The following is a 25,429-nucleotide window of genomic DNA, read 5'->3' on the forward strand; positions in this document are numbered from 1 at the left end:
TGTTTTGGGTTAAATAAAAAAGCACATATTAAAAGTAATTAATATGTGCTTTAAATTTATAAATATTTTAGGTTTTAAACTTTTCCTAAAGTATATAGTTGTTCCATTGTAGGCGTTGGGCTTCCGCCGGCAGGCTCTAAAGTGATTCCAAATGCTTCTGCAGAATCTGTCTGGCTTACAGCAAAGATTTTTTGCGTATTTCCTTCAAAATTATCCAGTAAACCAATGCTTGTAGGCGTTAATACCGGACTTAATTTTAAAGACCAAACCTGATAAACCATTCCTTTTGGAGGAGTTGGTAAACCTGCAGCATCAATATAAGTTGTTTTTGTCTGCTGGTTCCAGTACACTTTTGCAAAAGATGTTGGAGAAACTGCCTGACCGCCAAGTGTTACACCGGTATTTTTAATATCTCTAACGATAGTTAAGTTTTTCTCGGTTTGCTTATTCTGTTGATCTAAAAAAGCATAATTTCTTTCGATTTTATTTTTTTCAGTTCCAACTTTAGAGATTTCTTCTTTTGATTTAGTTAATTCTAAAGTTTGGTATCCAAAACCTAACAATAATAAAACTGCCGCTGCCCAGCCCACATATTGTGTCCAGTTTGATGCAGGTTTTAAATCGACAACTTTACCATGTTTAAGTTCTAAACGGGCTTTAATTTTTTCGAAATTTTCAACAGAGTGGAAAGGGGCGAAGCTTGATGACAGCGCCACAATAGCTCTTTCTATTGCAATTATTTCGTCGTCTATTTCCTTGTTGTTTTTTGCCAGTTCGGCGATTTCCAGATTTTCCTTTTCGGTTAATAAACCATAAACATATAGTTCTAGAGTTCCTGATTCAATATATTCTTGTGCTTCCATTATATTTTTAAATAATTTCTTAAATCGTTAATACAGTTTCTGTTTTGTGTCTTGATAGTTCCCAGTGGCAGTGCCAATTCTTCTGAAGCTTCTTGCTGGGTATATCCTTTGAAGAATAATAAATCAATAATTTCTATACATTTTGGTTTCAGTTTTTTTACGAATTCCTGAATTCCAATTGTATCAATTCTATTAATTAATTTATTACTGTCATCTAACAGATTTACGAAATTATCCGAGGAAAGGTTTTTTTGGCTGTTATTAAAATTTTTGGATCTCAGCTTGTCAATCGAAGTATTCCTAGCTATATTAAGGATCCAGGTGTAAAATCGGCCTTTACTTTCGTTATAAGAATCGATGTTTTTCCAGATTTTTACAAAAACTTCCTGCAAAACGTCTTCGGCTTCTTCACGATTTTTGATTAAAACATTAATGACTGAAAATAAACTTTTAGAGTACATATCGTACAAGTGGGTAAAAGCTCTTTCGTCTTTTTTGTAAATTAAAACTAATAATTCTTCTTGACTCATAGATTTGGATTTAAAGCTTAAACAAAAAATTAATGAACATTATTTTTATACCTGAGATAAAGATAGTTCATTTTTTTATGAAAAATAATATTTTTTTTTAGTAGTCCAAACCTTAGGAAAATAGGAGTTTTTGAAAAAATTTAGAAAAAAAGTGCAATTTTTTTTACTTTTTTAAATCCAAAAGTAAACCCTTTACGTATATAACTTTATAAATGAAAAAATGGAAAAGGAAAAATCAGCAATTAATAAAAAAGAATTTTTAAAGTTGAAAATTATGAGAAGGATAGAAAAATTTAAAATATTAATTGTGGGTTTAACAACTGTTTTGTCGCTGATAAATTTTAGCAGTAAAGATTTTAAACATGAAATCGTTCAAAACGAACTAAATAAAAATATTGAATAGTTGATGTCCTCGGACTTCCAACAGAAAATCAAAAACACTAGTAGTAATCACGCATGTTAAACGAACTGAAATTTCCACTATAAACGCCATAGATAATTGAATTAGTGCGATTAAGATTAAGATTTTCGCTATAACCGGGGCATCAACTATAATTTAAAAATATAAAAGAGACAAATAATTAATTCATGGTTTGATTTGTTTGTATGGGGGGAAGCCCGGCGTCTGATTAACGCCGGGCTTCATTTTTTATTTAACTTATAATTAATAAAAATAAAAGCGGTAAAAATATTCAGCAATTCAGATTTTAGTTAATTTTATAAAAAATTATACAATGAAAAAAATACTATTTATAGCATGCAGTGCCTTACTTTTTTTAAGCGCACAAACTCAGGCTCAAACAAGCACAAATAAATTATCTAAATCAGATAAAACTATGGCAAAAGAAACCATTTATCAGTTTAAAGTTGAAGATTTATCAGGTGACACTTTTGATTTCGCTTCTTTAAAAGGCAAAAAAATCCTAATCGTAAACACAGCATCAAAATGTGGATTAACTCCTCAATACAAAGATCTTGAGGCTGTTTACAAACAATACAAAGACAAAGGTTTTGTAATTGTTGGTTTCCCGGCAAATAATTTTGCATCTCAGGAACCTGGAACAAACAAAGAAATCGAAACTTTCTGTCAGCAAAATTATGGTGTAACTTTCCCTATGATGGATAAAGTTTCTGTAAAAGACGATGATATGTGCGAGGTTTATAAATTCTTAACTCAAAAATCTAAAAACGGATTGCAAGATTCTGAAGTAGAGTGGAATTTCCAAAAATATCTAATCAACGAAAAAGGAGAATTAGTAAAAGTAATTAAACCAAAAACTTTAGTTACAGATCCAGAAGTTATCAATTGGATCAAGAGTTAATTTAGAACTTCTAGACAAAAAAATCCCCAAATTTGAAATTCAAATTTGGGGATTTTTTTAAGGTTCAAAGTGACAGAGTTACAAAGGAACAAAGGTTTTATAAAGTCTTGTCATTTCGACGAAAGAAAAAAAATCCGTGCAAATCCACACCTTCGCGAAAGCGAATCCGTAAAATCCGTGTGCCATTTTACACCAATATCAACTGCATAAAAACCAAATCAAGCCAATGATCAAACTTATACCCAACTTCACGAATCGTTCCTGTTGCTACAAATCCAAATTTTTCATGAAAAGCAATACTTCCCGCATTATCAGCATCGATAGCGCCAATCATAACATGAAAACCCTGCTCTTTAGCCAAACGAATTAATTCAGTCAATAATTTAGAGCCAATACCTTTTCCAATAATATTATCAACCACATAAACAGAATGCTCAACAGTATATTGATACCCAATTTTTTCACGAAATTGACCATAACTCCCAAAACCAACAACTTCGCCATCTAAATCAGCTACAACAATAGGAAGGTTTTTAGCCTTTTTATCTTCAAACCATTTTGTTTGTACTTCAAGAGTTTGAACATCATAATTATAATTTGCCGTTGTATGAAGGATCGAATGATTTACAATATCAAGAATTTTTTCTAAATCATTTACGGTTGCAGGTCGAAGAATAAGGTTCATGGTTTTAATCTTTTTAAAATTTCACATCACAAAGAAATTAGTGTTAATTCGTGAAATTCGTGTTTATTATTAAGTTTATTTAGAATTTAATTCGGCCAGTAAAGTATCGGTATCTTTGGTATTCCAGCCCATTTCTTTACCAATTGCTTTGGCGTCTTTAGCATATTTTAATGCCTGTTTTTTGTCTTTTATTTTATTATAAAGTCGGGCGATGAGTAAATTTCCATCATATGAATCCGTTAAATCTAAAGAATGTTTTACCCACAAAATAGATTTTTTTAAACTTTCTGTATCATTAATATGTTTTAGATAAGTCTGTCCGATATCCTTTAAGAAACTAGCGTCATTCCAAACCAGTTTTTCAGTGTTTTCCAAAGTCACTTTTTTGTAAAAATCCCATTTTTCAGTACGCTCTGCCAGCGTTAAATCGAATTTAAAAACAAGAGAATCCGTTTTCTGCAATCGAATCGATTTTGCAACTTCTCTTTGTTTATAATAATTTATAGTATCAAGATTATCCACAAGTGGACGAAGTAATTCGTTTACAATACTTTCTACTTTGCGATCAACACGATTTTGCGAAGCCACAGCAGCAAACTCTTTTTGGTGTTTTAAAACATATTGAAATTCTCTCGAATTAATATCAGTAACACCATTGGCGATTACACGCCAATTGGTTTCGCTAACCAATTGAGAATCTGATTGTGTCTGCAGATAAATATGAGTAGGAATTGATAATTCTGTTCTGTCTTTTCCTTTTTTCAAGGTATTCAAATAAGTAAAGAATTTTGTTGAATTATTAGGATCAGCCAAAAAATCTTTTTCTAAATATGGAAGCTGTAATTTAGGATTTAAAGCATAATTGGCTTCGGCCAGAAATTCTTCTTTTTTCATTTCACCTTTTAAAGCATACAAAAGAGTTTCATTAGCATCTAAAAATAAAAATGCAGGAAGTGAAGTCGTTTTAAACTTATTTTTAAGTGCGATTCCTTCTTCTTTTTCAATATTTTTCCAAACACAGATGTAATTTTTATTTAAAAAATCCATTACATTTTGATCACTGAAAACTTCTTTTTTCATTTGGTTACAATGCGGACACCAATCGGCATAAAGCATTACAAAAACTGGTTTATCTTGTGTTTTAGCATTTTCGAGAGCCGTTTTGTATGTTATTCCGTCAACAGTAAATTGATTTTGAGAGTTTACGGTTTGCAGTGAAACGAAAAGAAAAAGTAAATATAAATAACGCATAAAGGGTTAATTTTAATAAAGAAATTCTGTTTTACAAATATATTCCCTTTTTATAAAACCAATCTTAATATCTTCCTAATATATAAGTTAAATAAAGCGCGAAGTTTGTAACTTTGTATTCGCAAAAGAAAATTTTAAGCAATATATTTTCTTTAAAAATTATACACCATTTTAGAATGATTTACCCCAAAATAGCGCTTGCACAAAGCATTATCGAGATTTGTTCAGCAAAAGGAATTCATAATATTATAATTTCTCCAGGTTCGCGAAATGCGCCTTTGACGATTGGTTTCGCACAAAATCCAAATTTTAAATGTTACAGTATTGCCGACGAGCGCTGTGCCGCATTCTTTGCTTTAGGAATTGCCATGCAGACAAAAAAACCTACGGCAGTTGTATGTACATCAGGATCAGCTTTATTGAATTATTATCCGGCTGTAGCCGAAGCATTTTACAGTCAGATTCCGTTAATTGTAATATCTGCAGATCGTCCGCAGAGTAAAATTGATATTGGCGACGGGCAAACCATCCGTCAGGAAAATGTCTACTTAAATCATTCTGTTTTTAATGCCAATTTAACCGAAGACGCTTCGGTAGAAAACGACTTAAAAATCAATAAAGCCATAGAAACAGCCATTCTTCAAAAAGGTCCGGTTCATATCAATGCACCATTTGAAGAACCATTATACGAAACGGTTTCTGAACTTTCTGTTGAGCCAAAAATCACAACTTTAGAAAAAGAAATTCCAACCAAAATTATTGATAACATCGAAGAAATTGTTTCCATTTGGAATTCTGCAAAAAGAAAACTAATTCTTATTGGCGGCATAAATGAAGTAAACTCTATAAATCAGGAAATTCTGGAAAACTTTGCCAGCGATCCATCAATTGTTGTACTTACAGAAACGACTTCAAACATACATCATCCAAGTTTTATTAATAGCATAGATACTTTAATTACACCATTTGACGATTCTGATTTTAAAGAATTGGAAGCCCAGGTTTTAATCACTTTTGGAGGTATGATTGTATCAAAACGTATTAAAGCTTTTTTACGAAAGTATAAACCCAAACATCACTGGCATATAGATACTTTACGTGCTTATGATACATTCAATGCTTTAAGTAAACATTTTGTAATGGAACCAAATGATTTCTTCAAAGATCTGCTTCCAAAAACAGAATTTAAAGCAAGCAATTACTTTTCGAAAATCGATAAAATTTACAGTCTAAGAAATAAAAGAAAAGAAGAATATTTAAAGAAAATTCCATTTTCAGATTTTAAAGTTTTTGAAAAAGTAATCGAATCGCTTCCTAAAAATATTCAGTTACAAATTAGTAACAGTTCGGCAATTCGTTATGCACAATTAATTGAAATTGATTCCTCAATTGAAGTATTTTGCAACAGAGGAACAAGCGGAATTGACGGAAGTACTTCAACAGCAGTTGGATCAGCTGTTGGGAGCGGAAAACAAACTGTTTTTATAACAGGCGATATCAGCTTTTTATACGACAGTAACGCTTTATGGAATTCTTATATTCCTAAAAACTTCAAAATTATCATAATCAATAATGGAGGAGGAGGAATCTTCAGGATTTTACCCGGTCACGAAGAAAAGCCTGTTTTTAATACATATTTTGAAACTTCTCATCAATTAACAGCAGAACATTTAGCTAAAATGTATGGCTGTAATTATTACAAAGCCAGCAATGTAGAAGATCTAAATGAGAATTTAGATAAACTTTATAATGAAAATGACGCACCAGGAATACTGGAAGTATTTACTCCAACTGCTGAAAACGATGTAATTTTAAAACAATACTTTAAGGAGCTTGCTTAGTTGTTTGTAAGTTAAATTGTGTTAAATATTTGTTTTGAAGCGTAATAATATTTAGATTTGGCTGCATAAATAGTAACCAATATTAAATTATTATGAGTAAAAGAGAAGAATTAATTCAGAAGTATGCAGCAGATTTAAAAGATAAATGCGGAGTAACACCAAATATGGATTTGTTGACAAAAGTAACAATAGGCTGCGGGCCGTCGATTTATAATGATGATGCAGCAACAGTAGCAGGAAGTCAGCAATCTGAATTAGATACAGTTAGAAATAACTTTCTAATCAAGAAATTAGGTTTACCGGCTGGGCCGGCTTTAGATGAAGCTATTCATGCTGTTCTGGAAAAGTATGGTAAATCAAACAAACACAAATACAGAGCTGTAGTTTACTATCTATTGACAGTACACTTTAAAAAAGAAAGTGTTTATAAATAACAAAAGTAAAAGCGTCAAAATTGACGCTTTTTTCTTTTTATATGGCTTAATACAAAACATTTTTCATTTACGATTTCAAACTTCGTACATTTGCATCTTAGAAGCTTAGATGCTTTTCAACTTAGAATCTTAAGAAAAATGCTTGAAATAGGAAAATACAATACACTAACTATATTGCGTGATACAAAAGTCGGTCTTTTTTTAGGAAATCCTGAAAAAGATCCAGACGGAATCCATGATGTGTTATTACCAAATAAATATGTTCCAAATGAATTTGAAATAGGCGAAGAACTTGTCGTTTTTGTTTATTTAGATCACGAACAGCGCCCTGTGGCCACTACACTTGAGCCATATATTTTACTGAATGAGTTTGCACTTTTAAGAGTAAATTACATCAATAATGTTGGTGCTTTTATGGATTGGGGAATGGAAAAAGACATTCTGGTTCCATTTAAAGAACAGGCGCGCCCTATGGAAAAAGGAAAACGCTACCTTGTTTACCTTTATAAAGATGAGAAAACCAATCGTTTAGTTGCTTCAAGTAAGTTGAACCAATTTTTAAATAACGATCAGCTTACAGTTGAAAAAGGAGAAGAAGTTGATTTGATCGTTTCTCACATTACAGAATTAGGAATAAATGTGATCATCAATGAACAGCATAAAGGACTTTTATACAAAGACGAAGTTTATGACGATTCAATAAGAACCGGAGACAGAATGCGCGGTTACATTAAAACCATTCGTCCTGATAATAAAATAGATGTTGCTTTGCAAATTCAAGGTTATCAGAGTATTGAACCAAATGCAGAAAAGATTTTAGATGAATTAAGAGCCAATCGTGGTTTTTTACGTTTAAATGACAATTCGCATCCGGAAGACATAAAAACGGTTTTAAAAATGAGTAAAAAAACTTTTAAAAAGGCTGTAGGAGCTTTGTATAAAGAGAAACTTATTGAAATTAAAGAAGATGGAATTTATCTGGTAAAAGAATAAAATTAAATTTCTCTAAAATTCCAATATTTTAAATTCCAAATTCCAATGTATAACGCAACACATTGGAATTTGGAATTTTTATTTTTGGAATTTATTAAACATTATAACAAGAAAGGCTGCTCATTACAAGCAGCCTTTCCCTTTTTATTCTAGTTTTAAAAAAAATTGTAATTAAAAAAAAACAGAAATAAAATAATTCGAATTCATCTCAAAAGTCAGCAGCTTTACGAATTTTTGAAACTGCTTTATCGATGGTATGTCTTTAAACAATTATTGCGTCTATCTTAAAAGCAAAAATTTAATTTCACGGCTAATCCATTTGGTTTAATAAAATAACTTATAGAAAGTTTTAGTTAGCATTTTTTCCTCTTTTCGTAATCAATTTGATACTAATTACAAAACAATTCTAGCGTTTAACCTTAGGTGTTACTATCTCCTTTTTGAAGTTTTGACAAACGAGTAAATCATTTGCTCATTCTTAGCAGGTTTACTATTTAAAACCATAAAAAAATGAGCGACAAATTTTTTAAATTTTCTCAAAAAAATCATTTTTTAGGTTAATAAATCAGTGAAAGAAAATCAATCTTATCTCAACAAAATAATTTGTATCTTGTTGATTTCTAGGATGTAAAATTACTTATTATTTTTTAATACTAATGTTAAAAAGTGTTATTTTTTGTACAAGAATGCTAATTGTTAACATTGAATGAAAAAATAGCATAGACTTAAACTAAATTGAGTAGGAAAAAATGTAAAAAATGGTTTATTTTTACACTATAATTTTTAAATAAAAACAAACAGAAATGGATTGGATTACTGCCAGAGAATTTGAAGATATAACCTATAAAAAATGTAATGGAGTTGCCAGAATTGCTTTTAACAGACCAAATGTTAGAAATGCTTTCAGACCTAAAACAACTTCAGAATTATACCAGGCTTTTTATGACGCACAAGAAGATACTTCAATTGGAGTAGTTTTGCTTTCTGCAGAAGGACCATCGACAAAAGATGGCGTTTACTCGTTTTGCAGCGGAGGTGATCAAAATGCACGTGGACATCAGGGATATGTTGGAGAAGACGGTCAGCATCGTTTAAATATTCTTGAAGTACAGCGTTTAATTCGTTTTATGCCTAAAGTAGTTATTGCAGTTGTTCCAGGCTGGGCTGTTGGCGGCGGACATAGTTTGCACGTAGTTTGCGATATGACACTGGCAAGTAAAGAACACGCCGTTTTTAAACAAACAGATGCTGATGTTACCAGCTTTGACGGTGGTTACGGATCTGCTTATTTAGCTAAACTGGTCGGGCAGAAAAAAGCACGTGAAATTTTCTTTTTAGGAAGAAATTATTCAGCTCAGGAAGCTTTTGAAATGGGAATGGTAAATGCCGTAATTCCACACGATGAATTAGAAACTACTGCATACGAATGGGCGCAGGAAATTCTTCAAAAATCTCCAACTTCAATCAAAATGCTAAAATTCGCTATGAACCTAACAGATGATGGAATGGTTGGACAACAGGTTTTTGCAGGCGAAGCAACACGTTTAGCCTACATGACCGAAGAAGCAAAAGAAGGAAGAAATGCCTTTTTAGAAAAAAGAAAACCAAACTTTGGCGAAAATAAATGGCTGCCATAAATATTTTAGATTTTAGATCGTAGATTTTAGATTTTTTGAATCTGAAAATGGCATCTAAACTCTAGATTAAAAAACAATATTATTTAGATTACAGATTTTAGATTTTTTAAATTATAAAGAATCCAACAATCTAAAATCTAAAATCTAAACTCTAAAAATCTAAAATTAAAATATGAAACACTGGATTGAAGCCGCTAGACTGCGCACATTGCCTTTATCAGTTTCCGGAATTATAGTTGGAAGTATTTATGCACTTTCAAACCCAACAGAAACGATTAATACGCCAACAGAAGTTTTTAGTTGGAAAATTTTTGGTTTCGCACTTTTAACAACACTTGGTCTTCAGGTACTTTCTAATTTTGCAAACGATTACGGAGACGGAGTAAAAGGCACAGATAATGCAGATCGTGTAGGTCCGCAGCGTGCCATTCAAAGTGGTGTAATTACGCCGCAAGCCATGAAAAAAGCCATAATAATTACTTCGTTACTGACTTTATTGTCAGCTATTATTTTGATTTATTTTGCTTTTGGTCAGGACAATTTTGGTTATTCTATCTTTTTCCTTTTACTGGGAATCGCTGCAATTGTTTCGGCAATTCGTTATACAGTAGGAAATTCAGCTTACGGATACAGAGGGTTTGGCGATTTATTTGTTTTCATTTTCTTCGGATTGGTAAGCACATTAGGTGTTAACTTTTTATATTCAAAAGAAGTTGATCCGCTTTTAATTCTTCCGGCAGTTGCAATTGGGTTATTGAGCGTAGGGGTTTTAAACCTTAACAATATGCGTGACGAAGAATCAGACAGAAAATCCGGTAAAAAAACAATCGTAGTGCAAATGGGCGGTGCAAAAGCTAAAATTTATCACTTTTCAATCATTATAACAGCGATGCTTTTGGTTGTAATTTTTGCCATTTTAAGCGATTATAATTTCGATCAATACTTGTTTTTATTGGCTTACATTCCTTTAACTAAACATTTAATTACCGTTTATAAAAATCAAAATCCTAAGCTTTTAGATCCGGAATTAAAAAAAGTGGCACTAAGCACATTTTTGCTTTCCATATTATTGACAATTTGTATGATTTCGTTGATTTCAGACATTATTGTTAATCTTTTTCTTGGAGGAAGATAATTTTAAGTTCAACTTTAAACTTTTTAAAAATGAAAATTACATTTTACGGACACGCATCTTTAGGGATCGAAGTAGGAGGAAAACACATTCTTGTTGATCCTTTTATTTCTGGAAATCCACAGGCTGCAGCCATCGACATAAATATATTAAAAGCCGATTATATCTTATTAACTCACGCGCATAGCGATCATGTTTTAGATGTTGATACTATTGCAAAAAATACCAATGCAGTAATTGTTTCAAATGCTGAAATTACAAGCTATTACGCAAAAAAAGGTTTTAATGCACACCCGATGAATCACGGCGGAAGCTGGAAATTTGATTTTGGAATAGTAAAATATGTAAACGCAATTCACTCAAGTTCTTTCCCTGATGGAACTTACGGAGGAAATCCTGGCGGATTTGTAATCGAAGGCGAACACAAAAACATTTACATTGCTGGAGATACAGCACTTACATTTGATATGAAATTGATTCCGCTTCGTACAAAATTAGATTTAGCCATTCTTCCAATCGGAAATAATTTCACAATGGATGTTGAAGATGCTATAATCGCATCTGACTTTGTAGAATGTGACAAAATCCTAGGTTATCACTTTGATACTTTTGGTTATATCGAAATCAATCACGAAGAATCAATCCGCAAATTCTTTGATAAAGGAAAAGATTTGATGCTTTTAAATATTGGAGAATCTATAGAACTATAATAATTATCCTGAGCATAGTCGAAATAAGGAGCTAATCCCGCTATCCGCTATATCTTTTATGGTGAACCCCACCATAAAAGGATGTCGTTTCTATCGGGGCTAGGACATTCGGTTTCAAAAAAATATTTTGGCACAATATATGTCAGATAATGAAGCATTGAATCACTTTAATCTGTGCAATCTGTGGCAAATAAAAAATTAGTGAAAATTTGTGTAATTACTTCGCCTATTTGCTATTGCTCGGGTCGTGGCAAAAGATTTAAACCAAATATGAATCTTAAAAGAATATTTTTAATCTTTTTAATAACTTCAACCTACAATGTCTTTGCTCAAAAAGACGGCTATTGGGACAAAGAACGAGCAACTACAAAAGAAATTCTGGTTTCTGCTGGCGACAGAATTATAATAAAAACAGAAGATTTACCAGTAGGAACAACTGAAATTGTATACCGAATTACACTTCTGGACAAAAACCAGCAAATGGCCAATAGTTTGGTTTCGCTGTTAAAAGCAATTCCAGATCCATACGGAATAGGACAAGGATCTGCCGGAGCTGTTTTTTTAATGTCTAAAATTTCCGGAGACGATCAATGTACTTACTCATTGTTTACCTCAAATGAAAATGCTAAAAAATACGTTTCTGACGGAAAAATAGATTCAGCTTGTTTTTCTCAATCTGAACCTGTTAGTAAAGACGCTAAGAGAATTTCATTAGATAAAAATTCGTGCTTAAAAGAAAATACAAAAACAATTTGGTTTGGATTTGAAAGCAAAAATTGGTTTTTGACTCAGAAAATAGTTTTAGAAGTGGTGCCGTGGGTTGATATAAAATTAAACCGCGGCTGGAATCAGGATAACAAAAATGAAATTATCAGTTTGTGCAAAACATCAACAATGGCGCAGAAAATGGCCAATTCTGATGATTTTTGTGTTTGCATACTGGATAAAATCATGAAAGAATATCGTTATGCAGAATTTCAAAAATTACTGGCTGTTGAAAAAACAAAAGTCTACAAAGACTTTGGAAATGCCTGCTATAAAGATGCTGACATTTCTAAAAACGTTTATAACGATTTAAGAAATCAAATTGCGACTTTAATAAAACAGCAAAAGTACAACGAGGCAATCCAAAAATTAAATATAATTATTAATGACGGAAAAGCTACAGCGTTAGATTACAGTTCAATTGGTTATTGCTATATCCTGACAAAACAATATGCAAAAGCATTAAAGTTTTTAAAGGAAGGCGAAAAATTAGATGATACAGAGTTATTGGTAAAACTAAATTTAGCACATGTTTATTTAGTGAGCGATAATTATAGTGACGCAAAAGCAATCTATAAAAAATACCAAGATCAAAACGTTACAGACAGCCTAAGCTGGAAAGAAAAAACAAAATCAGATTTTGCCCTTTTCGAAAAAGCAGGTTTACCTTCAAAAGACTTCGAAAAAGTTTTAAAATTATTCAATTAAAAAATATTTCACCATATAAGTAAAGAGTTTTCAGTCGCAGTGTTCAGTCTCAGTCTGCGAAAACTTTAAATGAACTTATATAACTTATATGGTTTAAAAAATAGCAGAGTGAAAGCGACTTACCACAAATATATGCTCGAGTTTAAGCGTCCTTCTGGGACGTCTCGCGGTGTTATGACCGAAAAAGAAACCTGGCTTATCGTTCTTGAAGAAAACGGTAAAAAAGGAATAGGAGAGTGTGGTATACTTCGTGGCTTAAGTGCTGATGATCGCGATGATTATGAAGAAAAACTAAAATGGGCTTGCGAGAATATTCATTTAGGAGAAAAAGCACTTTGGGAATCTTTACTAGAGTTTCCTTCAATTCAATTTGGGATTGAAACGGCTTTTTTATCTTTAAAAAGTGAAACTCCATATTTACTTTTTCCATCAAATTTCACCAATAATACCCAATCAATTGAGATAAATGGTTTGGTTTGGATGGGCGAGCCGGCTTTTATGAAACAGCAGATTGAAGAAAAATTAGCCGACGGATTTAGCTGTATCAAACTTAAAATTGGAGCAATAGATTTTCAAAAAGAATTAGAATTATTAGAATTTATCCGTAGTCATTTTTCAGCAGAAGAAATAGAAATCAGGGTTGATGCAAATGGCGCTTTTGCTTTAGATGAAGCTTTAGATAAACTCAACCAATTAAATAAATTTCAACTACATAGTATCGAACAGCCTATTAAAAAAGGAAACGTTCAGGCTATGGCTGATTTATGTAAAATAACTCCTTTTCCAATTGCTTTAGATGAAGAATTGATTGGCATATTTACATTAGAAGAAAAAGAAAAATTACTGCAGGAAATCAAACCTCAATATATTATTTTAAAGCCAAGTTTTATTGGCGGTTTTAGAGGAACGGACGAATGGATAAAATTAGCAGATAAATACAATATTGGCTGGTGGATAACCTCTGCATTAGAAAGCAATATCGGATTAAATGCTATCGCACAATGGACATTTCTTCAAAATTCAAAAATGCCCCAAGGATTAGGAACCGGAGCGCTTTATACCAATAATTTTGATTCTCCACTAGAAGTTGTAAAAGGAAAATTGTGGTATAATATAGCTACAGATTGGGATTCGGTAATTTTGGAAAAGGTACAAAGTAACAAAGATTCAAAGGGGTAAAAAGCACGATATAAAACCTCTGAACCTTTGCAACTCTGAACTTTAGAACCTATGTTTTACTCTTTCCCGCCAAGTAAATTATCCTGCCATTCTTTTAGTTCCTGCCATTTTCCCTGATAAGCAAATAAAGCTTGTCTAGCCCAGGTACTTGGATTATGCATAGCAAAATTTTCTCCTCCGGCATCTAGAATTGATTGTAGTTTTTCTGTCGATGCTTCCGAAAGTTCACGCCAGGTATTAATTCCGGCGGCGTTAAATAAAGCTTCTATTTTCGGGCCAATTCCTTCAACAATTTTTAAATCGTCTTGTTTTATTTTTTTGCCTAATACATTTGCGGCCAGCGCACTATCAAATAAAGCTGATGGAGCTTCTGAAACAAATGATTTAGGTACAGATGCAGAAGCTTTAGCATGAGCAGCCGCCAGATCTGCTTCCAGAGAAGCTATTTTTGTATTTAAATTTTTCGTATTTGCTTTACAAGCATCAAGATCAGCTTGTAATGATGCGGCTAAAGAATCATCTTCTTTTGAGTTCAATTTTCCTAGTAAGTAACCTAAAATTCCACAGATTATACCCACTAAAATCGGTATTAAGATACAAGGTAAATTCATAATAAGTATATTTTTGATTATTTGATGGTAATTACGGTTCTTCTGTTGCTTGCTTTTCCTTCAGTTGTAGCATTATCGCCAATTGGTTCATCCGGACCTTTTGATTCCGTTGCAATTCTGGAAGCTTCAATGCCATTTTTAATTAAATAATTTTTAGAAAAATCGGCTCTTTTTTGTGCCAGATCTATATTTAAATCTCTATTGCCTACATTATCACTATGTCCCACAACTAAGACAGAAGTATTTTTTACATTTTTTAAATATTTCGTAATATCAGCCACTTTTTGCTGTTCTTCCTCATTTAAATTAAAACTTGATTTGTTGGTATTAAAATGAAGAATCAACGGATCTGCATTAATTTTTTCTTTTAATGCAGACCATTCATCACTGGCTGTAGAAGTTGTATCAGCAGAAGTTGTACCAATAGCTGCAAATTCGTATTCAACAGGGCCAATGATCGTATCTGCATTTGTTTTCCAGCTATTGATAATTTCTCCTTTTGTGTCTAATTGAGAAGAAGCTAAACCTTTTGAAACAAAATAATTTTTCACATCATTTGCTCGTGCTAATCCAAGATTTTCAAATTTTGTTGTGTTGGTTTCATCAGAAGTAGCATAACCTGTAATGGTAACTTTTTGTTTGGGATTTGAAACTAAAAAAGTTTTAAGTTTTTCAATTCCAATAGAAATTGAATCACTTATGGGCTGAATCGCAGCAGGATTATTTTTTAAAAATTTAAAATTATCATTGGTCTGAAATTCAAATCCGGAACCATTTATGATAAAAGGAACAAAATTATAATTTTTAATTGCCGTAGGAGGTACTTTTTCGGTGGCAGCATTTGGCTGGGCCGCATCGCAATTGCAGCAAAACTTTATATACAAGATTGTACCTAAAATTATGACCAGAGCGATCCCTAATAGATAAAATATTTTTTTAGACATGATTTGATGAATTAAGGTTCTATCAAAATTAGCAAAAATTAAGACATCTAACGTATTAACAATCAGTAAATTTGGTTTCATTTTAGACTAAACAAATTAGAACTTGAAACGAATTTTATGTCTGGATTTTTAAAAATGAGATTCCATGACTGAATTAAAATGAGTAAATTGCAGTAAAATAAATTAAGACTCAAAATGCTCGAGATAGAAAGAAAGTTTCTTGTAAAATCAGATGATTTTAAAGAACAGGCATTTGCAAAAAATCAAATAGCACAAGGTTATTTAAGCTCAATTGCCGAGAGAACGGTTCGTGTTAGAATTAAAGGAGATAAAGCTTTTTTAACCATAAAAGGTATTGGCCATCAAGGAGGAATGTCTCGTTTTGAATGGGAAAATCAAATTCCGCTTGATGAAGCTGCAGAACTGTTGAAATTATGCGAAAAAGGCAAAATTGAGAAAACACGTTATGAAATTAAATTCGGAAACCATGTTTATGAAGTTGATGAATTTTATGGAGAAAATGAAGGTTTAACAATGGCAGAAATTGAACTGCAGTCTGAAGATGAAAGTTTCGAAAAACCAGATTGGCTGGGAGAAGAAGTAACAAATGACGAAAGATATTATAATGCTTATTTGAGCAAAAATCCTTTTAAAAACTGGGGAAAAGAATAATTTATGGCAGACCAATATGATTTAATTATTGTGGGAGGCGGGCCAATAGGTCTGGCTTGTGCAATAGAAGCTCAAAAGAAAAACTTACGTTATTTAATTATAGAAAAAGGCGCGATTGTAAATAGTATTTTCAATTATCCGCTGTACATGACATTTTTCTCTACTGCCGAAAGACTTGAAATAGGTGATATTCCGTTTAACTGTTTGGCGCCAAAACCGGGTCGTCAGGAAGCTTTAGAATATTACCGAAATATTCACCGCTATTTTAATTTCAATATTAATTTATTTGAAAAAGTAACTGAAATTAAAAAAACTGGAAATTCTCTTTTTGAAATTTCGACAGACAAAAGTTCATACAAATCGAAAAACGTAGTTATTGCAACTGGTTTTTATGACATTCCGATTCATATGAATATTAAAGGCGAGGAATTGCCAAAAGTTCGTCACTATTATAAAGAAGCTCACGAATATGCTTTTAGAAATGTTATAGTTGTTGGCGCTAACAATTCATCTGTTGATGCAGCTTTAGAATGCTGGCGAAAAGGCGCGAACGTAACTATGGTAATTCGTAAAAATGAAATCAATAACAGAGTAAAATATTGGGTTAAACCCGATATTGAAAACCGAATTGCAGAAGGAAGCATCAAAGCTTATTTTGAATCGAATATTACGGAAATCCGTGATAATGAAGTTGAGATTGAAACTCCAAACGGTAAAGTGACAATCGAAAATGATTTTGTTCTGGCTTTAACAGGTTATAAGCCAGATTTAAACTTCCTGGAAAATATAGGAATTGAACTTTCAAATGATGAATTGAAAATTCCAACGTATAATCCTGAAACTATGGAAACGAATGTTGAAGGTTTATTCCTTGCAGGCGTTGTCTGCGGAGGAATGCAGACGCATAAATGGTTTATCGAAAACTCAAGAATCCATGCTAATATGATTGTGGATTATATTACTTCGAAATAAAGGTTTTGCCACGAATTTGCTTCGCCTGTTCGCTATCGCTCGAGTCACGAATTTTCACGAATTAATATTTTTGTCAGTTCGAGCGAAGTCGAGAACACATACGCATCTTGACTTCGCTCGATGTGACACTTCAAACAAATTCGTGAAAATTCGTGCAATTCGTGGCAAAAAAAATCTAAGAACTACAAGAAAGCATAGAACATCCCACTTTAGATCTCGCCCAATCTGGTCGTTTTGCAAACCATTTTTCGTATTCCGGTTGTTCATCGTATGGCTTTTGCAATAATGTATACAACTCGTTTATCAACGAATAATCTTCTTTATCAGCAACATCTATAGCTAATTGTGCCATATAATTTCGAAGCACATATTTCGGATTAATTAAGTTCATTTTTTGTGAACGTTCTTCATCCGATAATTCTTCAGTGTTCAATCTATCCAAATAAACGGTAAACCATTTTTTCCAGGCATCTAAAATATCTCCCGAAACTTCTTCGATTTTATAAAACGAGAATTGAATTTTCTCAATCGCTTTTTCAACAGAATCAGATTTTTTAACGGAACTTAAATTTCTAAAAAAGATTGTCATATCGGTTTCTGTCAATTGTAAAGTCGCTTCCAGATTATCGGTTAAATCATTATCAATTTGAGCAGAAGTTGAAATAAACAATCCTAATTTATTTAGAAACATTTCCTTATAATCTAAAATAAAATCATCCATAAATGATTCTAAGATTTTTTCTAATTCTTCTGTTTCATTAATCAAAGGATAAATTGCATTGGCCAATTGGTATAAATTCCAATGTGCGACTTGCGGTTGATTCCCAAAGCGGTATCTTTTATTTTGACTGTCTGTAGTATTTGGTGTCCAGTTTGGATCGTAATTTTCAAGCCATCCGTAAGGTCCGTAATCAATCGTGATGCCGTGAATTGACATATTATCTGTATTCATTACACCATGAACAAAACCAACTCGCTGCCAGTCCAAGATCATTTCGCGGGTTGTATCAGCTACTTTTTTAAAGAATTGTAAATATTGTTCTTTTGGTTCGCCAGTAATTTCAGGGAAATAATGTTTGATATTGTATTCTACAAACTGCTTTAAATTTTTAAGTTCGTTTCTGGCAGTCAGCATTTCAAAACTTCCAAAACGGATAAAAGAAGGCGCAACACGACATACAATCGCACCATTTTCGTAAGCAGGATTTCCGTTGTATAAAACGTCACGCAAAACCTGATCTCCGGAAAGAATCAACGAAAGTGATCGGGTAGTGGGAACACCTAAATGATACATGGCTTCGGCACATAAATATTCTCTTATTGACGAACGTAAAACTGCCAAACCATCAGCAGTTCTGGAATACGGTGTTTTTCCCGCACCTTTTAATTGAAGGGTAAAAAACTGATTGTTATTTTCAACCTCAGTTAAATTGATTGCGCGGCCGTCGCCCAATTGTCCGGCCCAGTTCCCGAATTGATGTCCGGCGTAACACATCGCGTAAGGGTTTGTTTCAGGAAGAATTTCTTTTCCTGAAAAAATATTCAAAAATTCCTCTGATTGAATTTCGTCTTTTGAAATTCCAACCAATTCAGCAACTTCTTCAGAAGCATGAATTAATTTTGGATTTGAAGGTTTTGTTGGATTTACGTATGAAAATGCGGTGTTTCTAACTTGACGAATTTCATTTGTTAAGTCTGTATCTGCGGGCAATTCGGCAGTAAATCGATTATTTATTTTTAAATTTTTCATTGAGTTTTTATGTTTGGGCCACAGATTATACAGATTAAAAAGATTTTTCCTCTTTTGCTTGTAAATTTAATCTACACAGATTTAAAAAAATCCTTTTAATCTGTGTAATCTGTGGCTAAAAAAAATTAGCTAACTAATTTATCAGCATACATTTTTTTAAGTTTTTGAACTTTCGGGTCAATTACAAGCTGACAATATCTTGCTTCCTGATTGTTGTTGTAATAATCCTGATGATAATCTTCGGCTTCATAAAACACTTCAAAAGGTTTTAACTGCGTAACAATTGGATCGGCATAAACAGGCTGAACTTCTTCAAAAACCTTTTCTGCTATTTCTTTTTGTGATTCATCATGATACAAAACTATCGAACGATATTGTGTTCCGTTGTCGCCACCCTGACGATTTATGGTTGTTGGATCGTGACTTGTCATGAAAACGGTTAGCAAATCATGATATGAAATTATGTCAGAATCAAAAGTAACCTGAATAACTTCTGCGTGACCTGTTCGTCCTGTACATACTTCGCGGTATGCCGGATTCTTTATAAAACCATCTGAAAATCCAGATTTTATTGTCTCAACTCCTTTTAAACGCTGAATTACAGCTTCTACACACCAAAAACATCCACCACCAAAAGTGGCTGTTGATAAATTTTCCATAAATGTAAAAATAGCTTAAAGTTTACATGCCCTATTAACCTGATAGAATATTGTGATAATTTATCTAAAAAATAGCTGTTAAACTAAAGATATTAAAAGTTTTCTTAAAGTTTGAAGTTTAGAATTGATAAATTCTCAATTTTAGAAAAAAGCAATATATTTGCAGTTAAACACAGGCACAACAAATGAATACCAAAAATAGTACCATCAGTCTAGAAACTTATTTTCAGGATTTTAGACAACATATTGTTGGCATAGATCAGGAATTTATGTCACCTTTTGGCAAAAAAAACATTGTTTATACCGATTGGACTGCCAGCGGAAGGCTGTACAGACCAATTGAGGAGAAACTTTTGAATCAATTTGGACCGTTTGTTGCCAACACGCATACAGAAACTACGGTGTCAGGTACTGCTATGACAAAGGCATATCATCACGCAAGACATATTATAAAACGTCATACAAACGCAAGTGAAGATGATGTTTTAATTACAGATGGAACCGGAATGACTGGGGTTATCAATAAATTTCAGCGTATTTTAGGTTTAAAAATCCCTGAAAACCTTAAAAATTTCACCACAGTTCCTGCTGAAAAAAAGCCTATTGTTTTTATTTCTCATATGGAGCATCATTCTAATCAAACTTCATGGTTAGAAACTATTGCTGATGTTGAGATTATTCCGTCTTGCGAAAAAGGACTGTTTTGTCTGGATAATTTAGAATTGTTATTACAGAAATACAGCGACAGAACTATAAAAATTGCATCAATTACCTCTTGTTCAAATGTTACAGGTATAAAAACGCCGTTTCATGAAGCTGCAAAATTAATGCATAAATATAACGGTGTTTGTTTTGTAGATTTTGCCTGCTCAGGTCCTTATGTAGAAATTGACATGCATCCTGCAGATCCTGAATCTTATTTGGATGCGATTTTCTTTTCTCCGCATAAATTTCTTGGAGGCCCAGGAACTTCGGGGGTTTTAATTTTCAATAAAAAATTATATAATAATATGATTCCGGATTGTCCGGGTGGAGGAACAGTTAGCTGGACAAACCCTTGGGGCGAACATAAATATATTGATAATATCGAGGATCGAGAAGATGGCGGAACTCCGGGATTTCTTCAGGTTATTAAAACGGCTTTGGCAATTGAGCTGAAGGAAGAAATGGGAATTGAGAACATTTTACAGCGCGAACACGAAATTGTCGATTTTGTTTTTAGTCAGTTAGATCCTATTGAAAATATTAAAATTTTAGCGGGTCAGCATAAAAACCGTTTGGGTGTAATCTCCTTTTTTATTGAGGATTTACATTTTAATTTGGGTGTAAAATTATTGAATGATAAATTTGGGGTTCAGACTCGCGGCGGATGCAGCTGTGCGGGAACTTACGGTCATTATTTACTGCACGTAGATCAGGAAACTTCTAATAAACTGGTTAATGAAATTACGATTGGTGATTTAATTAAAAAACCGGGATGGATTAGAATGTCAATTCATCCAACTACGACGGATGAGGAAATTACTTTTGTTTGTAATAGTATTATAGACTTGGCTAAAAATCATAAAGCCTGGGCTTTAGATTATTCTTACAATAAAGATACTAATGAATTTGTTCATAAAAACGCTGCTTCATTTGAGGATGAATTGGTGAAGGGCTGGTTTAAATCTTAATTTATCTTGGTGTTTTTTTTCGCAAAGTGCACGAAGGTTTTTGTTTTAAAAGCTAGCTTTTTTTAAGATCGCAAAGCTAGATTTTCTAATATACGATATAGTAAACCCGACAGGTTTTTAAAACCTGTCGGGTTTGTTGTTTTTCTGAAGATGGGTTGGTGGCTGGTTTTAAATCATATTTATTTTACTGTAGCTTTTAATTTTAACGCAAAGTTCGCTAAGTTTTTTCGCAAAGTGTACGAAGTTTTTTAGTTTAAAAAGCAAGTTTTTTTAAGGTCGCAAAGCTAGATTTTCTATACGATATAGTAAACCCGACAGGTTTTTAAAACCTGTCGGGTTTGTTCGTTTTAAAATATATAAAATAAGCCCGAGAGTTTCAAAACTCTCGGGCTTATTTTATAATTGATATTCTCAAACCAAACTTTGAGATCTTAAAAAACTTTTATAAAACAAAAATCTTAGCGCACTTTGCGTTAAAAAAAAGCTTTTCTACATTACTTAGATTCCTGGAATTTCTTAAGGGAAAGTAAGGCTTGTTCCTGAATTTTTTTATGGAAAAACCCTGTCCAGCCTAATAAATATCCGGTTGGTCCAAAGGCTTGTTTTGACCATTTCCAAACATCAAAATTATCAGTATGTTTGATGATTAGACCATCTTGGAAAACAAATTCGGCAGAAATTCTATTGATTACATTACGATTTGTTTTGCTGAAATTATAAGCTGCAACCCATTTTGCAGAACCCGTAAATTCATCCGCTTTTACGTCAAAGAATTCAATTTTGATATTTCCTTTGCTTCTAATAAGGAGCATTTCCCACATTTTCGAAACTTGTTCTTCTTTTAATAAACCAAAGGCCGGATCAATAAAATGTATTTTTGGATGATAACATTCAGCCATTGTTTTAAAATCAGAATTGGCAAAAGCAGTATAGAACTTTGTAATTAAAGCTTCGTTGGGAGTCATAAATTTGGAAATTAGAATATAATTATAAATATAAGATTTATTTTATAAAATATTGTATTTATAAAACACTAATTTCTTTTGCGGTGTCGTAACTCTTTTTAGATTTATCGTAAGCCGTTGAAAAATAATTCTTTTTGTTATGTGCAGTAAAGTATCCGGTTTCGTTTCCAAAAGTATTAGAACCTCCGTTTATGATAAATCGAACAGCATAAACATCATTTTTTTTAAGTTTAGCAAATTCAGCAGGAGTAAAGTAATAGTATGAAGTTGTTTTTCCTTCGGATGATTCTTTTACGTTTTTGTCTGTACAGGCAATAACATCGGCATTAGCCAAATCTACATAAAGACCCCCGGCAATTCTAGCCTTATCATTTGAAGTTGCAATTGTGATTTTTAAAACGCCGCCTTTATCTGTTTTTGCAATCTGAATGCTGGCTTCGCCCGTAAAAGCATATTTTTCGCAGATAAAAGTATATTCCTGCGTTGCCGGAAAAGGCTGAGATCCTTTTACACTCATGGTTTGCTGCGCATTTGCAAAGATTGAAATAAACAGTAATAAAAGAAGAGGCAATTTTAATTTCATATATAGTTACTTTTATTGTTCGGCTGCTTTTGCGTCAAACTTTTCATCCCAATCCATTGATTTAATGGCAGATATTAAGTTCTCTTCATTTACAAAAATGCGAAGTTCTTTGTTTGCCACTTTTTTACTGTATAAAGCGTGATAGCGGTAAATTACTTCTTGTTTGGTTTTGTAAACGCCATCTAATTTTAAATCAATAAAACTTCCATAATATTGTCTAAATCTGGTACAGGTTTTAGTCAATCGTTCTTCAGTCGTGTTTTCTCTAACAGACTGAGTAACTTCGGTTTCATTAAAAGGTTTAAACTTTGATGTATTACATGTTTCTAAAACTCTTTTGCCTAATTCATATGCTTTTTTCTGCTGTTCTGAACTAATATCGGCGTTAGAAACTTTTTTAATTTTTAAATCTTCCGTATCTCTACTTACAGTTTTCGATTTACATCCAATTAATAACAACAAACATATAATCAATCCCGCTTTCTTCATAATCATTTAAGTTATTTTTAATAATAAGTTTGGGTCGGGACAGTTTTCTATATAAAAATTTAAATCGTTTGTGTTGCAGACTCCGGGATAATCGCCCCATTTGTCTCCTAAGTTTTTTATAATCTGAAAGTGAACATGAGGTGCATAATCTCCGTTAACAGTTGAATTTCCTAAAGCTCCAATTTGTTCGCCTTTCTTAAAAATTGTCCCAACGGTAAGGTTTTCTATACTTTCTAACGATAAATGTCCGTATAAAGTATAAAATTTCTCATTTTCTACTTCATGTTCTAATATTATAGTAGGGCCGTAATCTCCTAAACCCTTATTATTTTGAAAACTGTGTACTTTTCCGTCAAGCGCTGCTAAAACCGCAGTTGCAGCTTTTGCCCATAAATCAAGGCCAATGTGAATATTTCTTTCCGGAACCGAATCATTTTTAAAAATGGTGCTTCTTTTATATAAGTTGCGTCCTTCAATGTAACCGCCGTAAGCAACTTCGGCATTATTATCAGCAAGGTAGGCAAAAATAAAACGCTCAAAATCTGCAGAGGTTTCGGGTTTACTTTCGACTAAATCGGTATTGGTTATGGACAAATCTAAAGGAAGGTATTTTGAAAAATCAATAGAAGCATCAATTACTTTAGTAGGTGGTAAGGCTTTTAATATAGATACAAGGGATTTCATAAAAATTAAATTTAAGCTACTTTTTCGATTATTATTAATTCATTATGAACTTCAATGCGGGGCAGCATTTTTGAAGTAAATAATTGTGAGTTTATTTCGGTAATGTATTTTCTGTTACGAACATTATGCGCTTCATCGAGAATCATGGTGTTAAATAAAATGAAGCCCTGATCTTTGAGAAGAAAACAAACTCGTTCGCTAAAAAACTTTTCGAACAAAAAGTTTGGCATATTAGTATCTTCAAAAATATCAATAATTATTAAATCGTAACGATCTTTTGTTTTTAAAACAAATTCAAAAGCATCATCAATAATAATTTCAAGCTGTTTGATCTCATTTAAGTTAAAATACTGATTGGCTATTTGAATCATTTCAGGATCGATTTCAACTCCTGTAATTTTGCCTTTATAGTTAATTTCGTCAACAAGGGTTTTGATTACGCTTCCGCCGGCAACTCCCAGAACCAGGATATGATCCATTTCTACTACTTTATCATAACCAATATTTCGAAGCCCGTACCTTAATATACGCTGTAAACTTCCGTACGAATAATTTGTGTTTTCAGAATCTAAAACAAGTTCCCCATTTGCCCAGGTAATTTCGATTACTTTGCTTCGGGTTGATTTTTTTTTGAAGATTTTTATTGGATATAGATAACTGAATAGTTTTTGAATCATTTTGTAATGCTTTTACTCAAAAATACCATTTTAAATCTTTTATTTTGCAAGAAATATTAAATTTTAATGAAGAAAAGACTATACAAATTCATCTTTTTTAAGCTAATGAGCTGGAAGATAGTAGGAATAGAAAATGCTGAAGTGAAAAAATGTATATTAATGGTTATGCCGCATACAAGTAATCACGATTTTTATATTGGTCTTTTTACCCGCGGAATTTCTGGCTTACAGATGAACTGGGTTGGAAAGAAAGAATTATTCAAGTTTCCGTTTGGTTATTATTTCAGAAATGTTGGCGGTGAACCGCTTGATCGCACCGGCGGATTAAATAAAGTAGATTCTATCGCTGCTATTTTTAATCGTAAAGAAGTTTTTCGTTTGGCTGTTGCGCCAGAGGGAACACGAAAAGGCGTAACCGAAATTAAAACCGGATTTTATTATATAGCGCTTAAAGCAAATGTGCCAATTGTTCCTGTTGCTTTTGATTGGGGCAAAAAAGAAGTGAATCTAGGAGAACCATTTTATCCGACAGGAAATTATGAAGCCGATTGGGAAATTTTAAAACAGCATTATAAAGGTGTTTTAGGAAAAATTCCTGAAAACGGAATTCAAATCTAAATTTTTGATGTTTTTTTAGATTCGTGAGAATCCCTTAAATGAAAATTATTTTAAAATTTTTTCAAATACGTGAAATTTTCGA

The 25,429-nt window shown here is 32.5% G+C and carries 27 protein-coding genes; 14 read left to right on the forward strand and 13 right to left on the reverse strand.

Annotated elements, in window-relative coordinates:
- Positions 1-74: 74 nt before the first annotated feature.
- A complete protein-coding gene (locus tag BUE10_RS00310; protein WP_073481104.1) occupies positions 75-863 on the reverse strand; it encodes an anti-sigma factor in 789 nt (262 codons plus the stop codon).
- Positions 863-1,393, reverse strand: a complete 531-nt coding sequence (locus BUE10_RS00315; RefSeq protein ID WP_053473258.1) for an RNA polymerase sigma factor — start codon at positions 1,391-1,393, stop codon at positions 863-865. Before BUE10_RS00315 ends, BUE10_RS00310 begins: the two co-directional genes overlap by 1 nt.
- A gap of 220 nt (positions 1,394-1,613) precedes the next feature.
- On the opposite strand from BUE10_RS00315, the gene BUE10_RS00320 reads away from it, so the two are divergent.
- Positions 1,614-1,796 (forward strand): hypothetical protein, encoded by a 183-nt coding sequence (locus tag BUE10_RS00320; RefSeq protein ID WP_073481106.1) that lies wholly within the window; start codon positions 1,614-1,616, stop codon positions 1,794-1,796.
- 331 nt (positions 1,797-2,127) lie between these two features.
- Positions 2,128-2,715, forward strand: coding sequence for a glutathione peroxidase (locus BUE10_RS00325; protein WP_073481108.1), 588 nt, complete (start codon positions 2,128-2,130; stop codon positions 2,713-2,715).
- 187 nt (positions 2,716-2,902) lie between these two features.
- On the opposite strand, the gene BUE10_RS00330 is transcribed toward BUE10_RS00325, so the two are convergent.
- Together BUE10_RS00330 and BUE10_RS00335 are read right to left on the reverse strand one after the other, a co-directional pair.
- Positions 2,903-3,400 carry a GNAT family N-acetyltransferase gene (locus BUE10_RS00330; protein ID WP_073481110.1) on the reverse strand — a complete coding sequence of 166 codons (498 nt, stop codon included), beginning with the start codon at positions 3,398-3,400 and terminating at the stop codon, positions 2,903-2,905.
- A gap of 75 nt (positions 3,401-3,475) precedes the next feature.
- Positions 3,476-4,651, reverse strand: a complete 1,176-nt coding sequence (locus BUE10_RS00335) for a thioredoxin family protein (protein ID WP_073481112.1) — start codon at positions 4,649-4,651, stop codon at positions 3,476-3,478.
- Positions 4,652-4,827: 176 nt separating this feature from the next.
- On the opposite strand from BUE10_RS00335, the gene menD reads away from it, so the two are divergent.
- From menD to BUE10_RS00375, 8 genes are all read left to right on the forward strand, one after another.
- The gene (menD, locus tag BUE10_RS00340; RefSeq protein WP_073481115.1) at positions 4,828-6,492 is read left to right on the forward strand and encodes a 2-succinyl-5-enolpyruvyl-6-hydroxy-3-cyclohexene-1-carboxylic-acid synthase; all 1,665 of its coding nucleotides are present in this window, start codon (positions 4,828-4,830) and stop codon (positions 6,490-6,492) included.
- 92 nt (positions 6,493-6,584) lie between these two features.
- Positions 6,585-6,926: a DUF2853 family protein gene (locus tag BUE10_RS00345; protein WP_073481117.1), complete on the forward strand. Its 342-nt coding sequence runs from the start codon at positions 6,585-6,587 to the stop codon at positions 6,924-6,926.
- A gap of 138 nt (positions 6,927-7,064) precedes the next feature.
- Positions 7,065-7,919 carry a CvfB family protein gene (locus tag BUE10_RS00350; protein WP_056209177.1) on the forward strand — a complete coding sequence of 285 codons (855 nt, stop codon included), beginning with the start codon at positions 7,065-7,067 and terminating at the stop codon, positions 7,917-7,919.
- Positions 7,920-8,722: 803 nt separating this feature from the next.
- Positions 8,723-9,556, forward strand: coding sequence for a 1,4-dihydroxy-2-naphthoyl-CoA synthase (locus tag BUE10_RS00355; RefSeq protein WP_073481119.1), 834 nt, complete (start codon positions 8,723-8,725; stop codon positions 9,554-9,556).
- Positions 9,557-9,728: 172 nt separating this feature from the next.
- On the forward strand, positions 9,729-10,691 hold the full coding sequence (gene menA / locus BUE10_RS00360) for a 1,4-dihydroxy-2-naphthoate octaprenyltransferase (protein WP_073481121.1): 963 nt from the start codon (positions 9,729-9,731) through the stop codon (positions 10,689-10,691).
- 29 nt (positions 10,692-10,720) lie between these two features.
- A complete protein-coding gene (locus tag BUE10_RS00365) occupies positions 10,721-11,398 on the forward strand; it encodes a metal-dependent hydrolase (protein ID WP_073481123.1) in 678 nt (225 codons plus the stop codon).
- Between the two features lie 270 nt (positions 11,399-11,668).
- A complete protein-coding gene (locus BUE10_RS00370) occupies positions 11,669-12,871 on the forward strand; it encodes a tetratricopeptide repeat protein (RefSeq protein ID WP_073481125.1) in 1,203 nt (400 codons plus the stop codon).
- A gap of 108 nt (positions 12,872-12,979) precedes the next feature.
- Positions 12,980-14,050, forward strand: coding sequence for an o-succinylbenzoate synthase (locus BUE10_RS00375; RefSeq protein WP_073482955.1), 1,071 nt, complete (start codon positions 12,980-12,982; stop codon positions 14,048-14,050).
- Positions 14,051-14,106: 56 nt separating this feature from the next.
- Here the strand turns inward: BUE10_RS00375 and BUE10_RS00380 are convergent, their stop codons facing one another.
- Positions 14,107-14,661 (reverse strand): hypothetical protein, encoded by a 555-nt coding sequence (locus tag BUE10_RS00380; RefSeq protein WP_073481126.1) that lies wholly within the window; start codon positions 14,659-14,661, stop codon positions 14,107-14,109.
- A gap of 17 nt (positions 14,662-14,678) precedes the next feature.
- Complete coding sequence (locus BUE10_RS00385) at positions 14,679-15,686, reverse strand: OmpA family protein (RefSeq protein ID WP_234984692.1); 1,008 nt, start codon at positions 15,684-15,686, stop codon at positions 14,679-14,681.
- Between the two features lie 114 nt (positions 15,687-15,800).
- Here BUE10_RS00385 and BUE10_RS00390 point away from each other — a divergent pair, with 114 nt between their 5' ends.
- Positions 15,801-16,277 (forward strand): CYTH domain-containing protein, encoded by a 477-nt coding sequence (locus BUE10_RS00390; RefSeq protein ID WP_073481128.1) that lies wholly within the window; start codon positions 15,801-15,803, stop codon positions 16,275-16,277.
- A gap of 3 nt (positions 16,278-16,280) precedes the next feature.
- Complete coding sequence (locus tag BUE10_RS00395; RefSeq protein ID WP_073481130.1) at positions 16,281-17,249, forward strand: YpdA family putative bacillithiol disulfide reductase; 969 nt, start codon at positions 16,281-16,283, stop codon at positions 17,247-17,249.
- Positions 17,250-17,424: 175 nt separating this feature from the next.
- On the opposite strand, the gene BUE10_RS00400 is transcribed toward BUE10_RS00395, so the two are convergent.
- Entirely contained in the window at positions 17,425-18,999 is a 1,575-nt protein-coding gene (locus BUE10_RS00400; RefSeq protein WP_073481132.1) for a protein adenylyltransferase SelO, read from the reverse strand.
- Between the two features lie 125 nt (positions 19,000-19,124).
- Positions 19,125-19,658 carry a peptide-methionine (S)-S-oxide reductase MsrA gene (msrA, locus tag BUE10_RS00405; RefSeq protein ID WP_073481134.1) on the reverse strand — a complete coding sequence of 178 codons (534 nt, stop codon included), beginning with the start codon at positions 19,656-19,658 and terminating at the stop codon, positions 19,125-19,127.
- Between the two features lie 185 nt (positions 19,659-19,843).
- On the opposite strand from msrA, the gene BUE10_RS00410 reads away from it, so the two are divergent.
- Complete coding sequence (locus tag BUE10_RS00410; RefSeq protein WP_073481136.1) at positions 19,844-21,331, forward strand: aminotransferase class V-fold PLP-dependent enzyme; 1,488 nt, start codon at positions 19,844-19,846, stop codon at positions 21,329-21,331.
- A gap of 494 nt (positions 21,332-21,825) precedes the next feature.
- On the opposite strand, the gene BUE10_RS00415 is transcribed toward BUE10_RS00410, so the two are convergent.
- Genes BUE10_RS00415 through BUE10_RS00435 form a run of 5 tightly spaced genes read right to left on the reverse strand, consistent with a single transcriptional unit; the run spans position 21,826 to position 24,729 of the window.
- Entirely contained in the window at positions 21,826-22,296 is a 471-nt protein-coding gene (locus BUE10_RS00415) for a nuclear transport factor 2 family protein (RefSeq protein WP_073481138.1), read from the reverse strand.
- 58 nt (positions 22,297-22,354) lie between these two features.
- The gene (locus tag BUE10_RS00420) at positions 22,355-22,879 is read right to left on the reverse strand and encodes a hypothetical protein (protein ID WP_073481140.1); all 525 of its coding nucleotides are present in this window, start codon (positions 22,877-22,879) and stop codon (positions 22,355-22,357) included.
- A gap of 12 nt (positions 22,880-22,891) precedes the next feature.
- Positions 22,892-23,368: a hypothetical protein gene (locus BUE10_RS00425; RefSeq protein WP_073482959.1), complete on the reverse strand. Its 477-nt coding sequence runs from the start codon at positions 23,366-23,368 to the stop codon at positions 22,892-22,894.
- 6 nt (positions 23,369-23,374) lie between these two features.
- Positions 23,375-24,052: a peptidoglycan DD-metalloendopeptidase family protein gene (locus tag BUE10_RS00430; RefSeq protein ID WP_073481142.1), complete on the reverse strand. Its 678-nt coding sequence runs from the start codon at positions 24,050-24,052 to the stop codon at positions 23,375-23,377.
- Between the two features lie 11 nt (positions 24,053-24,063).
- A complete protein-coding gene (locus BUE10_RS00435) occupies positions 24,064-24,729 on the reverse strand; it encodes a spermidine synthase (protein WP_073481144.1) in 666 nt (221 codons plus the stop codon).
- A gap of 66 nt (positions 24,730-24,795) precedes the next feature.
- On the opposite strand from BUE10_RS00435, the gene BUE10_RS00440 reads away from it, so the two are divergent.
- A complete protein-coding gene (locus BUE10_RS00440; protein ID WP_073481146.1) occupies positions 24,796-25,347 on the forward strand; it encodes a 1-acyl-sn-glycerol-3-phosphate acyltransferase in 552 nt (183 codons plus the stop codon).
- The last annotated feature ends 82 nt before the right edge of the window (positions 25,348-25,429 follow it).

The organism is Flavobacterium sp. CF108 (genome assembly GCF_900129795.1).
GTDB lineage: Bacteria > Bacteroidota > Bacteroidia > Flavobacteriales > Flavobacteriaceae > Flavobacterium.